This is a genomic window from Micromonospora zamorensis (assembly GCF_900090275.1).
Classification (GTDB): Bacteria; Actinomycetota; Actinomycetes; order Mycobacteriales; family Micromonosporaceae; genus Micromonospora; species Micromonospora zamorensis.
In genome coordinates this window covers 6830974-6846027 of sequence record NZ_LT607755.1, presented here as the reverse complement: position 1 = coordinate 6846027, position 15054 = coordinate 6830974, and the positions used below count along the sequence as shown (strand labels likewise).

General features: G+C 72.7%; 12 protein-coding genes. 9 read left to right on the top strand and 3 right to left on the bottom strand.

Annotated features, from left to right (window positions below):
- Window positions 1–175: 175 nt before the first annotated feature.
- Window positions 176–4141 carry a type VII secretion protein EccCa gene (eccCa, locus tag GA0070619_RS30855; RefSeq protein WP_088951259.1) on the bottom strand — a complete coding sequence of 1322 codons (3966 nt, stop codon included), beginning with the start codon at window positions 4139–4141 and terminating at the stop codon, window positions 176–178.
- Window positions 4142–4306: 165 nt separating this feature from the next.
- Here eccCa and eccD point away from each other — a divergent pair, with 165 nt between their 5' ends.
- Window positions 4307–5704, top strand: coding sequence for a type VII secretion integral membrane protein EccD (gene eccD, locus GA0070619_RS30850; RefSeq protein ID WP_088951258.1), 1398 nt, complete (start codon window positions 4307–4309; stop codon window positions 5702–5704).
- A gap of 16 nt (window positions 5705–5720) precedes the next feature.
- On the opposite strand, the gene GA0070619_RS30845 is transcribed toward eccD, so the two are convergent.
- Window positions 5721–6905, bottom strand: coding sequence for a type VII secretion protein EccE (locus tag GA0070619_RS30845; protein WP_088951257.1), 1185 nt, complete (start codon window positions 6903–6905; stop codon window positions 5721–5723).
- Window positions 6906–7065: 160 nt separating this feature from the next.
- On the opposite strand from GA0070619_RS30845, the gene eccB reads away from it, so the two are divergent.
- From eccB to GA0070619_RS30805, 8 genes are all read left to right on the top strand, one after another.
- Window positions 7066–8601: a type VII secretion protein EccB gene (gene eccB, locus GA0070619_RS30840; RefSeq protein ID WP_088951256.1), complete on the top strand. Its 1536-nt coding sequence runs from the start codon at window positions 7066–7068 to the stop codon at window positions 8599–8601.
- Window positions 8602–8690: 89 nt separating this feature from the next.
- Window positions 8691–9059, top strand: a complete 369-nt coding sequence (locus tag GA0070619_RS30835) for a hypothetical protein (protein ID WP_088951255.1) — start codon at window positions 8691–8693, stop codon at window positions 9057–9059.
- Entirely contained in the window at window positions 9052–10335 is a 1284-nt protein-coding gene (locus GA0070619_RS30830; RefSeq protein ID WP_088951254.1) for a WXG100 family type VII secretion target, read from the top strand. The genes GA0070619_RS30835 and GA0070619_RS30830 overlap by 8 nt, the downstream gene beginning before the upstream one ends.
- Before the next feature lie 207 nt (window positions 10336–10542).
- A complete protein-coding gene (locus tag GA0070619_RS30825; protein ID WP_157744117.1) occupies window positions 10543–10899 on the top strand; it encodes a hypothetical protein in 357 nt (118 codons plus the stop codon).
- A 154-nt stretch (window positions 10900–11053) separates the two neighbouring features.
- Window positions 11054–11851 (top strand): hypothetical protein, encoded by a 798-nt coding sequence (locus GA0070619_RS30820; RefSeq protein WP_088952169.1) that lies wholly within the window; start codon window positions 11054–11056, stop codon window positions 11849–11851.
- 33 nt (window positions 11852–11884) lie between these two features.
- Entirely contained in the window at window positions 11885–12226 is a 342-nt protein-coding gene (locus GA0070619_RS30815; RefSeq protein WP_088951252.1) for a YkvA family protein, read from the top strand.
- A 31-nt stretch (window positions 12227–12257) separates the two neighbouring features.
- Complete coding sequence (locus GA0070619_RS30810; protein WP_088951251.1) at window positions 12258–12665, top strand: pyridoxamine 5'-phosphate oxidase family protein; 408 nt, start codon at window positions 12258–12260, stop codon at window positions 12663–12665.
- Window positions 12666–12933: 268 nt separating this feature from the next.
- Window positions 12934–13578 carry a C39 family peptidase gene (locus GA0070619_RS30805; RefSeq protein ID WP_088951250.1) on the top strand — a complete coding sequence of 215 codons (645 nt, stop codon included), beginning with the start codon at window positions 12934–12936 and terminating at the stop codon, window positions 13576–13578.
- Window positions 13579–13588: 10 nt separating this feature from the next.
- Here the strand turns inward: GA0070619_RS30805 and GA0070619_RS30800 are convergent, their stop codons facing one another.
- Window positions 13589–14959: an FUSC family protein gene (locus tag GA0070619_RS30800; RefSeq protein ID WP_231927195.1), complete on the bottom strand. Its 1371-nt coding sequence runs from the start codon at window positions 14957–14959 to the stop codon at window positions 13589–13591.
- Window positions 14960–15054 lie beyond the last annotated feature (95 nt).

Below are 15054 nucleotides of genomic sequence, written 5' to 3'. Positions count from 1 at the left end.
GGATTCGCCGCACCCCTCCCCCGCGGCAAGGCAGCAACACCCCACCGACGGACACTCCAGTGAAGACCGTAGCGGAAGCAGACCAGCCCTCGCAGCCCTGACCGGCGACGTCCGATGGATGGTGGTGAATCGGACCTGAGCGGTCGATCACCTCGCACCGGACGGCGGACACCGGTCAGGACGGCTCCGCCCAGGCGGTCTGGATCAGTTGCTGACCATCACGCCGTCGGACGAGGGTGCCGCGACCAGGCGGCTGCGGGCTCGGCCGCAACGTTCCGAAGACCGCGCCCTCCTCCCGGTTGCCGGACATCAGCAGGCCCGGTGAGTCCAGTTCGCGCAACCGTTGCAGCACCGGCTCGTAGAGCGCCCGGGACACCCCGCCGACCCGACGTGTGATGACCAGGTGCAGACCGATGTCGCGTGCCTGCGGCAGCAGCTCCTGCAGGGCGCTGAGCGGATTGCTGCCACCGGAGGCGACCAGGTCGTAGTCGTCCACCAGGATGTACAGGTCGGGGCCCTTCCACCAACTGCGGTCGCGCAGCTGGGCGGTGGTCACGTCCGGGCCGGGCAGCCGGTTGGACAACGCGCTGCGGATCGAGCCGAGACCCTGCGCGAACGCCTGGTTCGACGGGGCGTAGTCCAGCAGGTGATCACCCTCGACCGCACCCAGCAGACCACGCCGGTAGTCGGCGATCACCAGGCGGGCCTGCGCCGGCGTGTACCGCTCGGTGATGCCCCGGGCGATCAACCGCAGCAGGTTGGTCTTGCCGCACTCCGCGTCGCCGAAGACCGTCAGGTGCGGCTCGTTGACCAGGTCCAGGTAGACCGGCGCGAGCGCCGACTCGTTGACACCGATCGGCAGGCCGGGTGCCGACCGGTCGATGAGCCGGGCCAGCTCGGCCACCGGAAGCCTGCGCGGCAGTAGCCGCACCTTCGGCGCCGGACGCCCCGGCCAGTTGGCCGCCACGTGCCCCGCCAGGGACAACGACGCCTCACTCAGGTCGTCGATGTCCCGACGACCGTCGATGCGCGAGATGGCAGTGAGGAAGTGCAGCTTGTCGCGCGTCAGACCGCGACCGGGCGACTTCTCCGGCACGTTCGTCGCCGCCCGACGATCGATCTCGGACTCCGACGCGTCACCGAGGCGCAGCTCCAACTTGGTGCCGAGCAGATCCCGCATGTTGATCCGGATCTCGGCCCAACGCACCGCCGTGAGCACCACGTGAACGCCGAAACCGAGCCCCCGGTTGGCCAGCGTGGTGATCGTCTGCTCCAGCTCCTCGTACTCCTGGCGCAGCGTGTTCCAGCCGTCCACCACCAGGAACACGTCGCCGAACGGGTCGTCCGCGAACTCACCGGCGGCCCGGCGGCGACGGTAGCTGGCCACCGAGTCGATGCCGTGCTGGGCGAAACGCGTCTCCCGTTCGTCCAGGACGGCCACCACCTCGGCCACCGTCCGGCGGACCGCCTCGACGTCCCGACGACCGGCCACCCCCGCCATGTGCGGCAACCGGTCGAGACTGCGCAGCGCGCCCCCACCGAAGTCCAGGCAGAAGAACTGCACCTCACGCGGCGTGTGGGTGAGTGCCAACGAGGCGAGCAGCGTACGCAGCATGGTGCTCTTGCCACTCAGTGAGCGGCCGACGATGACCACGTTGCCGCCGGCGCCGGCCAGCTCGACCATCATCGGGTCACGGCGCTGCTCGTACGGGCGGTCCACCACCCCGACCGGTACGGTCAGCCGCCCCCGCCCGGGCCAGGACGCCGTGCACAGCCCGTAGGTCGGGTCGACCGCCAGCGCGCCGAGCAGCTCGCCGAGGCCCGGCGGATCGGCCAGCGGCGGCAGCCACACCTGGTGGGCGGGACGCCCTCGACCCTTGAGCTGGTCGATCAGCACGTCGAGCATCGCCACGGCCTTGCCGTCGGCCGGTTGCTCCGGCTCGGGCGTGGTGGCCACCGGCACCTGCGGGACCTGGGCCGGAACGAAGTCGAGGCCGTACGGCACGATCCGTCGCTGCACCAGCGCCTGCGACGCGGAGGCCTGCTGCCCCGGCGCCCGGTACGCCCCCGACACGTACGCGGCCCGGAACCGCAGCATCGTGCTGGTGTCGGTCTTCAGGTAACCGTGACCGGGCGCGTTCGGCAGCTCGTACGCGTCCGGGACACCGAGCACGATCCGGCTCTCCACGGCGGAGAAGGTACGCAGACCGATCCGGTACGACAGGTGCGTGTCCAGACCGCGGAGCTTGCCCTCTTCGAGTCGCTGGCTGGCCAGCAGCAGGTGCACGCCGAGCGACCGGCCCAGTCGGCCGATCATCACGAACAGGTCGATGAAGTCGGGCTTGGCGGCGAGCAGCTCGCTGAACTCGTCACAGATGATCAACAGGCTGGGCATCGGGGCGAGCGGCTCACCGGCCGCGCGGGCCTTCTCGTACTCAAAGCGGGAGACGTAGTTGCCGGCCGCCCGCAGCAGCTCCTGCCGGCGCACCATCTCCCCGGCGAGCGCGTCGCGCATCCGGTCGACCAGCGGCAGCTCGTCGGCCAGGTTGGTGATGACCGCGCTGGTGTGCGGCAGCGCCTCCAACGAGGCGAACGTCGCGCCGCCCTTGAAGTCCACCAGGACGAAGTTCAGCTCCTCCGACGAGTGGGTCACCGCCAACGCGGCCACCACCGTCCGGAGCAGCTCGCTCTTGCCCGACCCGGTCGCACCGATCACCAGACCGTGCGGGCCCATGCCCTCGTGCGCCGACTCCTTGAAGTCCAGCTCGACCACGTTGCCGTCCGGGCCGACACCGAGCGGGATTCGCAGCCGGTCCCGGTGGCCCCGCGGTCGCCAGGTGTTCTGGACGTCGACCGTCGCGGCGTCACCCACACCGAGCAGGTCCGGCAGCTCCATGCTGCGGGCCAGCGGCTCGTCGCTGCTGGTCTGCTGCTGGGAGAGCCGGTACGGGGCGATCTGCCGGGCCAGCCCCTCGGCGGCCTCGGCGCTGAGCTGGTCGGGTCGACCCAGCGGCGACGACGAGCTGCCCCGGATCAGGTCGAGCGAGCTTCCGTCAGCCACGTCGAGGCAGAGCAGCCAGCGGCCCGCGTCGCGCGGCACCGTCCCGGAAAGGTCGATCACGGTGGTGCCGAGCAACCCTGGCCCCACCAGTTGGCAGGTCGGTGAGACCTCCCCGCCGTCGATGACCACGACCAGGTGCGCGGCGGTGGTCAGCGGCTTGGCCTCGGGGGCGAACCGGGGTCGCCCCGCCAGCTCACCGGCGAGCGCGGCCTCGGCCTCGGCCAGGCTGGCGAAGACCAACCGGCGCGCGCCGGCGGCGTCCGTACGGGCGCTGTGGTGGGCGTGTGGCAGCCACTTGACCCAGCCCCACGACGACTGTCGGTCCGGAGCGGCGACCACCGCGACCACCAGGTCGTCCGGTGCGTGGAAGGTGGCCAGCTGCCCGAGCGCCGCCCGGGTCAGGTTGAGCACGGGCTCGCGGTCACCACGCAGCGCCACTCGACTGAACGCGCGCACCGACAGGGCGGTCGGCAGCTCGGGCACTGTGGAGTGCGCGCGGACGAACCGGCGGAGCGCGATGGCGCTCATCGGCTCCAGGTCCTCCACCGGCTTCGTCTCCGGCGGGACGATCTCCACGGCCAGCCGCTGCGGGCCGAGGGCGATGCGGGTCTCGCCGAAGTCGTCCTCGGTGATCCGCCGCTCCCAGAGGCGGCGGGACGCCGCGATCGACCAGAGCGCGTCGGGCTCCGGGTGCCGCCAGGCCATCGCGGCCCGCTGCTGCTCAGCGGCCCGCCGGGTGCGCTTGCGCATCTGGGCCAGGTAACGCATGTAGTCGCGGCGGTCGGCGTTCAACTCGGCCTTGTCCTTGCCACCGCTGTTGGCGAGTGAACCGATCGCCATGCCGAGCATCGAGACGCCGAAGAGACCACCGGCGACGTACGTCATCATGCCGCCGCCCTTGCCGGCGTAGAGGAAGGCCATCGCACCGACCCCGCAGAACATCGGCAGGATCATGAGCAGCTGCCCCATGCCGCGGGGCGTCGGCTCCGGCAGCTCGGGAGGCGACTCCAGCAGCACCTCGCCGCGCGGTAGGGCGGGCCCCGGCTGACGCGGGAGCCTGCGGAACACGACAGTGCTCACGGCTGTCTCCTCCCCAGAAGCGGCCCTGATGACGTGCCGCCGCGGACCGGAGCCCGCGGGTGGGCATCGTACGTGCCCGCCATCGTAGGTAATCTGCCGTGGGCGCGGTGGACCCGGACGCAGCATCGCGGCCAGCCGATCACAGACGCACACCTGGAGGCCACTGTGGCGACGAACACGGCGACCGGTGGTCTGAGCCGGATCACCATCGTGGCTCCGCGTACCCGGATGGACCTGGCGCTGCCGTCAGACGTCCCGATGGCGGACCTGCTTCCCACCCTGCTGCGCTACGCGGGTGAGGACATGGCCGACGAGGGCGCGCGGCACGGTGGCTGGGCACTGTCCAGACTGGGCGGTGCGCCGCTGGACGGTGGGCGTACGGCTGCGCAGCTCAGTGTTCGTGACGGTGAGGTGCTCTACTTCAATCCGCGGTCCGCGGCCGCTCCGGAGATCGTCTTCGACGACGTGGTGGATGCGGTCGCCACCGCGACCAACCAGCGCCCCGGTGCCTGGCAGGTCGGTGCGACCCGGTCCTTCGCGGTGGTCTTCGCGGCGGCGGCGCTCGGCGCCGGTGCGTTGGCCGCGCTCTTCGCCGGCCCGCCGCACCTGCCCGGCGCGGTGGCCGCCCTGCTGGTCGCGGTGGCGTTGCTGGTGGGTGCGGCGGTGCTGTCCAGGGCCGTCGGCGACAGTCAGACCGGCGCGGTGCTGGCCATCGTCGGCCTGGTGCACGCCGCCACCGGCGGTCTGCTGCTGCTCGCCGGTGATCGGCCGCTGACCGAGCTGGCCAGCCCGCACGTGCTGCTGGCGTCGACCGCCGCGGTGGTCGCCGGGGCGGTGGCCGTGATGGCGGTCGGTGACCGGTACCCCCTCTTCTTCGCCGCGATCGGGGTGGGGGCCGCGACCGGCCTGGGCGCACTGCTCTGCCTGGTCTTCGGCCTGGACGCGCCGGCGGCCGCGGCGGTGGTGGCCGCTGTGGCGTTCGGCGTCGTGCCGGCGCTGCCGATGATGGCCTACCGGCTGGCGAGACTGCCGGTGCCGTCGATCCCGACCGGCCCGGAGGACCTGAAGACCGACACCGAGTCGGTGGACGGCCGGCAGGTGCTCCAGCGCAGCGAACGCGCCGACCAGTTCATGACCGGTCTGCTGTGGACGGTGTCGCTGCTGGTGCTGGGCGCGCAGTTCGTGCTGGCCCTCGACGGACGCCTGCCGGCGGTGCTGCTGTGCCTGGTGCTGGCCCTGCTGTCGTTGCTGCGGGCCCGACCGCTCCTGGGCCGTGCGCAGCGCACCCCGGTGCTGCTGGCGGGCACCGTCGGGCTGGGTCTGGCCGCTGCGGCCACCTTCGCCGACGGATCGCTGTCGGTCCGGCTCGGTCTGATCCTCGGCGGGCTGGTGCTGGCCGCCGTGGTCAGCCTGATCTACGGTCTGAGCGTCGCCGGCAAGCGCATCTCGCCGGTCTGGGGCCGCCTCCTCGACATCGCTGAGATCCTGCTGATCATCGCGCTGGTCCCGCTCGCCTTCTGGGTGTGCGGCCTCTACGGCTGGATCGTCAACCTCCGGCCCTGACCGCCCATGCCGGTCCCTACGCTTGCGGGCGGGCGGCGACCCCCAGCGCGGATGCGACCGGCGCGGTGGCGTAGACGCCCGGACCATGCTGACCGTCCAGGGGTCGGGCGGACATGCCCGTCCGATGGGCGACGTCACGTACCACCTTGACCAGCGCCTCGACGTGGTTGTCCATCGCGGCGACCCGCAGCAGCGGCGCCGCCACCCGGCCGTCCACCGACACGGTCGCGGCAACCGTGTGCGACGGCGCCGAGGTCGCGGTGATCGCGTCGACGAGCGGACCGAGTGGCGCGTCCGAACGACCCCGCAGGGTCATGCACCGGTGGGTCCAACCGCCGCCGCGCAGCCCTCGCCAGGTCTCCGTCGGCGCCTCCGGGCCCAGGTCCAGACCGGCGGCCGAGACAACGGCCGCGCGCAGCTCCTCGCGACCCAGCGGCCGATGCGCCAGACCCGCGCTGGTCAGCGCCTTGCCGAGCCGACCGATCCCGGCGGCCACGGTCCGGTGTACGCCGGGCAGCCCGCCACCCCTGCTGACCGCCTCGACCCGCGCGTCGCTGACGGTGACCCGCAGCGCCACCCAGACGGTCCGGTGAGCCGCTGGCGGCGCACCGGGCGCCGGATACCAGACCAGGGTGTGTGCGACGACCTGGGCCCGGGACACGGGGGCACTGAAGTCCGTGAGCACGCCCAGAACCCGATCCACGGTGGAGGCGTGCGCCGAGCCGACCGTCGTACCGCTGGCGGACTGCAACGCGACAGCGGCGAACCACCCCTGGGCGTCCTGCCCGATGCCGAGCCGGGTGCCCCGGTCGGTCAACTCGATGAAGCTCAACTCGGGGGCGAGCGCGACCAACCGCGGGTCGGCGGCCGTGCCGCCGGCAAGCGCCGCCGACGCGCGCTCACCGCGACGTCGCATCCGCCGGCGCAGCAGCAGATCCTCGAACCACCAGCGGCCACCCCTGCGGGCGAAGGTCGCCAGGACGACCAGCACCGCCGCGCCGCCCGCCACGGCGAGCACCCAACCGGGCCCGGCCGACGCGGCCCAGACGCCGACCACGCACAACTCCAACAACACGAGCTGCCCGACCAGCACCGGGCCAACCCGTCCACGGCCGGGCCGGTCGGTCGGCGGCGTCGACCGCGTCGCAACGGTGGACGGGTCCGTGGCCGCTCGGGCGGGTCGTGCCTGAACCTGCGTCATCGCTGACTGTCCCTCCTGCACGTACGACTCTGCGCCGGGTCGGTCCGGTGCCGGCCACGAACGGTGGTCCCGAGGAACCCCGGTCGGCCCCTTATCGTAGGGAAGCCCGCGACGGCACCCCGACCTGATCGTCGCGGATCCACCCCGCCGGAGGTAAGTCATGCGGACCCGCCGCGATCAGGTGCAGGCGTACCGCTTCGTCACCCGCCGGATCGTCTCCGCGTTGCTGTCGGGCGATCCGGAGACCACCAACCTGCCGATGCGGCGGCTCGGCATGGCCGTCTTCGGCAGTGTCATCACCGCAGCCGTCGTGCTCGGTGGCGTCGGCGCCTACGGCCAGCTGACCGGGAACACCGCGCCGCTGAACGACCAGACCCTGGTCATCGAACGGGAAACCGGCGCGACGTACGTCTTCATGAGCGGGCAGCTGCATCCGACGCTCAACTACGCGTCGGCCCGCCTGATCCTCGACAAGCCCGACGCCGAGGTGCGGACGATGTCCCAGGCGGCACTGCGGGACCGTCCACGGGGGTTGACCCTCGGCATCGTCGGGGCGCCGGACGCTCTGCCGGACCGCAAGTCGCTGACCGGTCTGCCCTGGTCGGTCTGCGACGTGCCCGATCCGGTCGACCCGCAGCGCTCCGGCACCCGGGTGGTGATCGACCGGGCGCTGCCCGGCGGTGTGCCGCTGGGCGACCGGGCGGTGCTGGTCGTGGTGGACGATCAGAAGTACCTGGTCACCAACAACATCCGACTCCAGGTGCTCGGCGGTGACCAGACGATCACGGCGTTGAAGTTGCCCGGCGCCGCGCAGTTGCGGGTCGGGCAGCAACTGCTCAACGCCGTACCGGCCGGGCCACCGCTGCGCAAGCCGTCGCTGGCCGGTGAGGGTGAGTCCAGCACCCGGATGGTGGCCAGCCGACCGGCCACCATCGGTCAGGTGTTCAGCGCGGCCGGGCGGCACTACGTGCTCACCCGGGAGGGCCTCGCGTCGATCAGTGAGATCACCGCCCTGCTGATGGTCGGCGGCGGCGGTCAGATCACCGACATCACCCCCAACCAGGCGGGCGAGCTGTATGTCGAGCAGCGCGTCGAGGAGGAGGGGCTGCCGGAGACGATGCCCGCCTTCCACCCGGCCGCGTCGGGTCGGACCGCCCTCTGCGCGACCTACCGGGCGAGCAGTTCCGGCGGCCCTCCCACCACGACCCTGGAGGTCTTCGACCGGGTGCCGAACGAGCTGACCGCGACCGATCCGGGCGCGGTGCCGGTGCCACAGACCAGGCGGGACGCCGTACGCACCGCCGAGGCGGTGCTGCTGCCCGGCGGCAAGGGCGTCATCGCGCAGGCCTCGCCCGGTGCCGGGACCAGCGGTTCCGGTGCCGCCGGTTCGACGATCTACCTGATCAGCCCGCAGGGCATCCGATACCCCCTCGGCTCGGCGGCGACGCTGGGGGTGCTCGGTTACGGCGGGGTCACTCCGCTCGCGGTGCCCGGTTCGCTGCTCGCACTGATCCCGACCGGACCCACCCTGAAGCGTGAGGACGCGCTCTCGGTCTTCTCGCCGGACGGGTCGGCGGCGGCCGCATCTCCGGCCGGACCGGCGCCGTCTCCTCCGGCGAACGGCGCGGCGCCGCCGACCGGTGGGGCGGGCGGCGGGACGCCGACGGCGTCGGGATCGACGGGGGCCGACGGCTGAGCAGCCTTGACGGGTCGCCCCGTGTCGCAGTGGTGGACTAACCTGAGTGTCGCTGACGGTTGTCAACCAGAACGACGGGGATGTTTGCCATGACCGGGCGTACGGAAGTCGACCTGCTGTCCCTTGAGGACTTCCACCTGCATCTGGCATCGCGGTTGAGCCAGGTGGAGTCGGTGCTGCGCAAGCTCAACACCGAGATGCAGTGCCGCCCACCCGCGTTGGGTTCGTTCTTCGACGCCACCGACAAGGCGCGCCGCTACAGCGAGGTCCACCAGTCCTATGTCGACCAGGCTGAGCGCGTGCGGCGGGCGGTGCTGGCGGCACAGCAGGCGACGAGCACGATCCTGAGCAACTACCGCACCGCCGAGGCACGAAACGCGGCCAACGCCACCGATGTCACCGCCGCGCTGACCGGGGTCGACCAGGCGTTGCAGCCGAAGGAGGACGGGCGTGTCTGACTCCACCCACCGCTACGAGGGCAGCAGCCACCAGGAGCTCTATGACGGCGTGATGGCCGGCCAGCCGGAGCAGATCGAGGGTGTGGCCGCCCAGTGGGCCGAGCTCAAGGGAATCCTGGACGGTCTCAGCCGGGAGCTGAGCGGCGACCTGGAGAAGCTCGGCAACACCTGGACGGGCTCGGCCGGTCGTGAGTTCCACCGGCGACTCAGCCTGATCGTCGCCCACTCCGACGCGCTGAGCGACGGGATGTCCGGCGTCAAGCAGGGGCTGACCATGATGGCCGACCATCTGCGCACGGCCCGCAAGCAGGCCGAGAGCCCGGAGGAGACCGACGACAACGACAAGGCGTTGTCCGGTGCGGCCAAGGGTGCCATCACCTTCGGTCTGCCGGGCGCCGTGGTCATGGGCCTCGCGGGTCACCAGCAGGACAAGGAAGAGCAGGAGAAGGCCCACCAGCGGATGGTGAACCTGGTGGCCAAACTGGCCGACGGTTACGAGATCTCCGCCTACGACCGCGTGGTCGACCCGCCCCTGCCGGGACCGGACACTCCCGACACGGTCAGCAAGGACCCGACGTCCCCGCGGGGCGTTCCGAGCATCGCCACGGCGACCGCCGGGCCCAGCAGCACCGGCGTCACCGCGCACACCGGCAGCGCGACCATCGCGAGGCCCGACCGCGTCGCCGCGCCGCCGGTCACCGGCGGTGGCTCGTTCCCCGAGCAGAGCGTCCCCGGCACCGGTGGGGCGCCGACCGTCGGCAGCGGCACGATCGGCGTCGGCAGCGATGTCGATGTCCGCGGCACCTCACTCGCCGGGGCGGACCCGCTGGTCGGCGGCGCGTTGGTCGCTGGTGGTGCCGCCGGGCTGGCTGGTCTGTCCGGGCCGACCACCGTGACCGCTGGCGCCGGCACCGGCCCAGGTCTGCTCTACGGCGCGCAGGGTGGGGCACCGGCCGGTGGGGTCCTCCGCACCGCCACGCTCGCCAGTTCGAGCAGCACGTCCACCACGTCGGCTCGTCCGACGGGTGCGGCCGCCCCGGCTGACAGTCGCTCCGCCAGCGGGATCGGGCGCAGCATCGACGGCCAGCGTGGGGGTCGTGCAGGCGCGACCGGCAGCGGCCGCGGAGCGGGCGGCAGCGGTTCCGGCGTGCTCGGAGGACGGGGTCGGCCTCAGGAGGACGACTCCGATGAGCGGCTGACCTGGTTGACCGAGGACGAGATGGTGTGGCGCGACGGAGACAACGCAGCGCCGCCTGTGCTCGGCGCCAGCGACTGACCGCGATCCGCCACGGGCGAGCAGTCGCCCCCGGCGCTGCCGGACGAACGACACGGGGTGCCCCCCGACCGGACCAGCTCCGGCCGGGGGCGCCGCCTTCCCGGATCTTGATATTCGGCGTCCACAGTGCGCATGGTGGTGGCGGTCACGGCAGAAACCGGCGGTCGCCGTGCTGCGGCGCGCCGGGTCGGGCGATAGGTTGGTCGGGTGTCGTCCGCAGCCTGTGTCCGCCCAGCCCCGTGGGCTGTGCTGCGGTCACTGCGCGAGATGACCCGACTGGCGATCACCGCGCTGGTGCTCGCGGTCGGCCTCGGTGGCGCTCTCGCCGCGACCTCACCGCCCGCCCCGACGTCTGCGCGGCCGAGTGCCGTGAGCAGCCGGGTGGCCACCGTCCGCCCCGATGCCGTGCCGGCCGCCGAGCGCGCGGGCCAGCCCGCCGCCCCGCCCGCCGGCGCGGTCGACACCATCGCCGCACCCGGTCCGGTCACTGCGGTCCCGGGGCACGCGCCGGCCATCGATCCCGGCCGTGGCACCCCGGCGCGGCGCGGTCCGCCCACCCGCTGATCCAGGCCCGGCTGTCCCCGGGGCCCGGTTGCGGGTGATCCGTCGCGGCACCTTAGTCGCCGCTGACGGCACGATCCCACCTCCCGGCCGACCGGCGCCGTCGGGCTCCTCCTGACACCCGTCGATACCCGCCTTCGAGCGCGAGGTGCTGATCATGCAAACCGTCCTCTCCGCCGTCCTGCCCGACCTGTCCCGAGCCGCCGTCATCTGGCTGAGCCTGCTCGGGGTGGTCGCTGTTGCTGTCGCCGCTCTCCTGCTGCGGCCCGGTCGACTTCGCCTCGACCCGGTCGCCCGGATCCGTCGCGCGGCCATGCCGAGCCAACTCGAACACGCGCAGGAGGAACGGGAGCAGAGCCGCTACGCGCAGGAGGTCGCGGTTGCCGCGGAGCGGGCCACCACCACCGCGCAGCGCCGCCGGGCGGAGTGGGTGGCCGCGCAGGAGGCGGTGGAGGCAGCCTGGCAGACGTGCGAGGCGGCCGAGGCAGCCGTGCGACGGCTCGCCGCCGCGGCCGCGATGCCGCTGCCGCACACCGCCCGGACCCCGGCGGAGTACGTGGACCGTGAGCGCTACCTGCACCGTGCCGCCCTCGATGCGTACTGGCGGCGGGAGTTGTCGGTGGAGCAGCTCAGTGAGGTCTTCGCGCACCGGGACGGCTGGGACCCGCGGTTGCACCCGGTCGAGCAGGAGCTGGTGCTGCAACGGGCGATCCGCGACAACCTGGCGGCCCGGCACGCCGCCGCCCGTGAGCAGGAGCAGGTTGCCTGGCGGGCGGCCGAGTTGGCAGTGGCGGCGGCCCGCAGTCTGCGCGAGGAGGCCCACGCCGCGACCGGACGGCGGGTCGCGGAGTCGGCGTCGGTGTTGCCGCTCAGCGAAGTTGTCCGGCCGGCAGTCGACCAGACCCGGGAGAACAAGGTGATCGCTCGCGGTCGTGCGACGGTGCCCGCGTTCTGAGCCGTATGGCGTCGGGTGGGTTAGCGTGACGGCATGTCCCGACAGGCGTGGGTGCTCGTGGTGGTCGCCGGCATCCTGGCGATCGCCACACTGGTCGGTGCCGTGGTGCTGGCGGTGCGGGTGGTGCGTACGCGACGAATGTTGACCGGGCTAGGCGCGGGCGGCAAGTTCGCCTTCTACGGGGCGCTGATCTACACGATCTTCCCGGTCGACGTGCTCCCGGACCCGATCTATTTGGATGACATGGGTGTCCTGGCCGCCGCGCTGATCTACCTCACCCGGCTGGTGCACCAACGGCGGGCGGCCGGTCGACAACTGCCCGGTCAGCCGGACGCCCTGCCGGATCGGGACCACGCCCACCGTCGCGTGCCATGATCGGGGTCGGTTCGGCGGACAGGGGACGGGCATGGCGGGCGATCATAGACTGGACGTGCGCGATGAGCGGGTTGTCGCCTTCTGCGCGGAACGGCACCTCGCGACGCTGACCACCCTGCGCGCCGACGGCACCCCGCACGTCGTACCGGTAGGGGTCACCCTCGACCCGGCGGCCGGGCTGGCCCGGGTGATCACCTCCGGCGCGTCCCGCAAGGCCCGTCAGGTGGCCGCTGCGGGCCCGGCGGGCGCGGCAGTGGCCGTGTGCCACGTGGATGGCCGCCGCTGGCTGACCATCGAGGGCCGCGCGGTCCTGCGGTCGGATCCCGCCTCCGTGGCGGAGGCCGAGCGTCGCTATGCCGAGCGGTATCGGACCCCCCGTCCGAATCCGGAGCGGGTCGTCATCGAGATCACCGTGACCCGGCTCCTGGGGAGCCTCTGACCCCGACCGTGTGACGGGTCGTCCGGACGGGTCACGGTCAGCGCAGCCCGATTCGCCGGAATCCCTCCCGGCCGGCAGCCGTTACACCTGATCGCGACGCCCGCACTCGCGGCCGGCGGAATGCCGGCCGGAGCAGGGCTGTTACGTCCCCGGTACGCCAGTGGCCCAGACCGCCGCTGGTCGTCGCCCCCGTGATGAGCCGAGCGCCATTCCCGGTGCTGCGCCCTCCGCCTGTCGGAGGCGTCAACCCCCGAACGGAGACTCGACCATGAACCCGATCGTCCAGAAGAGCGGTCTGTCCGTCGTCGGCCTGCTCGTCGCCGGCGGTTGCGCCCTCGGCCCCGCGGTAGCCGCCCAGGCCGCCCCGACGCCTTCCGCGTCGACCTCGTCGAGCCAGACGCAGCGCTCCGCCGAGCGGGTCCTCGGCATCGACTACCAGGCCCAGCCCAACTTCTACTACTGCGGCCCGGCCGCGACCCGGATCGCGTTGTCCGCCCAGGGCAAGGCGCTCTCCCAGGACGAGGTGGCCAAGCTGCTCGGCACCACCGAGGCCGGCACCGCCTCGGCCCTGGACACCACCCGGGTGCTGAACGAACTGACCGGTGGCAAGTACCGGACCACCGAGATTCGTGACTCCGTGGCCCGGCCCGACCAGGTCGAGCAGTTGCGCCGGGACGTACTGGCCGCGGTGGACGCCGGCCGGCCGGTGGTGGCCAACATCAAGGGCACGACCGTCGACACCGACGGCAACCCGCACTCGTACGAGGGTGGCCACTACCTGACGCTCGTCGGCTACCGCGACGGTGGGGACAGCATCCGGGTCGCCGACCCGGCCGACCCGACGCTGGGCGAGTACTGGATGAGCCTGCCGAAGGTCGCCAACTGGATCGCCGAACGCGGTTACTCCTCCTGATCTGACGGTGTCACCGGGCCGGTCTCCCCTGCGGGGAGGCCGGCCCGTTCGCCATCCGCATCCGGGCGGCCAGGTGCGCGCGCCGACGAGCTCGCAGGGCCCGCGTCGGCCGGACGCGGTGCAGTTGTCGCCGGACCAGCGGGTGCACTGCCGCCTCACCGGCGCCGGCGGCCCGCCGCACGATCCGGTTGGCGTCGTCGGGTTCACAACCGCACGCCCGGAGCAGGTCGCTGGCCGCGGTACGCAGCCCGGTGACCAGGGACTCGCCGAACGATTTGACCCCACTCGCAGCAGCCTGCCCGGCCAACTCGGCACACTCCTCGATCAACCGGAGAGTTCGTCGTGGGTCGTCGCCGACGCGGCACTCCGTACGCATCTCCGCCACCGCCTGACCCAACCGGGTCATCGCGTCCGGCAGCTGCGGCGGGATCGGCTCGTCGTACTGGAGGGCGGTCGACGACCAGCGGGCCAGGGCGCGGGTGTCCAGCAGCAGCCGTTCGAGGTGATCCGCGCTGCGGGCGTACCGGTGGTACTGCTCGCGGCGGTGCCAGCGGACCGGGGCGAGCGTCACCACCTCCTCCGCCCCGCTCAACGCGTCGTGCAGCCTGCTGACGTCGTCCTCGGTGCCCCGCAGCCGATCGAGGACGCGCAGCGTCCGGTCCCCGTCGCGGTCCCGCAACCCCTGCGCCAGCTCGGCGAGCTGCTCGCAGAGAACCGCGAAGATCGGCGCTGCGGCCCGGTCCAGGACCCGCATCGGGTTCACCGGCAGCAACAGCGCGACCACCACCAGGCCGACCGCCCCGCCGACGAGCGCGTCGAAGATCCGGGGTAGCTCCAGGCCACGTTCCATCGGGGCCAGCGTGGCGATCAGCACGGCGGTACCGCCGGCCTGACCGACCAGCGGGCCGCCCCTCCCGGCCACGAGCAGGGCTACGGCGATGGCCAGGGCGACCACCACACCGGTCTGCCACGGGCCGGAGCCCAGCAGGAAACGCAGCGTGTCGCCGATGATGATGCCCAGGGCCACGCCACCCAACAGCTCGAACGTGCGTCGGGCCCGCTGGCCGATGGCGGTGGCGATCGTACCGACGGCGGCTGCGGGCGCGAAGACGTGCGATCCGGGCCCGAGCAGATTCTTGGCGAGCAGAGCAGCGATCGCCGCCGCGAGCCCGGCCTGGATGGAGATCACCAGGGTGACCTCCCACTGGCGGGCCCGGATCCGGCCGGCCTGTCCGCCCCGGTCGCGCGCCCGCTGGACGGCCTGACCGCTCCGCTCGGCAGCCTCGCCGAACCGCGACCGGTCGCGGTCGGCGGGTGGGCGGTCGTCGGCCATGGCGGCGCTTACCCCGGCCGCGGCGGGGCAGTCGTGTCGATCCGGCACCAGCGCCACCACAGGCCCCACCTGGATCCTGCAACGCATCGTCGTCCATGGGTTTGTGCAGCCCCGTGGGGGTACCTGGGCCTCACACCTCCCAC

Coding starts and splice junctions, on each gene's coding strand:
- GA0070619_RS30845 (WP_088951257.1), bottom strand. CDS start 6,905: ATGACGCAGGTTCAGGCACGACCCGCCCGAGCGGCCACGGACCCGTCC.
- eccB (WP_088951256.1), top strand. CDS start 7,066: ATGCGGACCCGCCGCGATCAGGTGCAGGCGTACCGCTTCGTCACCCGC.
- GA0070619_RS30835 (WP_088951255.1), top strand. CDS start 8,691: ATGACCGGGCGTACGGAAGTCGACCTGCTGTCCCTTGAGGACTTCCAC.
- GA0070619_RS30820 (WP_088952169.1), top strand. CDS start 11,054: ATGCAAACCGTCCTCTCCGCCGTCCTGCCCGACCTGTCCCGAGCCGCC.
- GA0070619_RS30815 (WP_088951252.1), top strand. CDS start 11,885: ATGTCCCGACAGGCGTGGGTGCTCGTGGTGGTCGCCGGCATCCTGGCG.
- GA0070619_RS30810 (WP_088951251.1), top strand. CDS start 12,258: ATGGCGGGCGATCATAGACTGGACGTGCGCGATGAGCGGGTTGTCGCC.
- GA0070619_RS30805 (WP_088951250.1), top strand. CDS start 12,934: ATGAACCCGATCGTCCAGAAGAGCGGTCTGTCCGTCGTCGGCCTGCTC.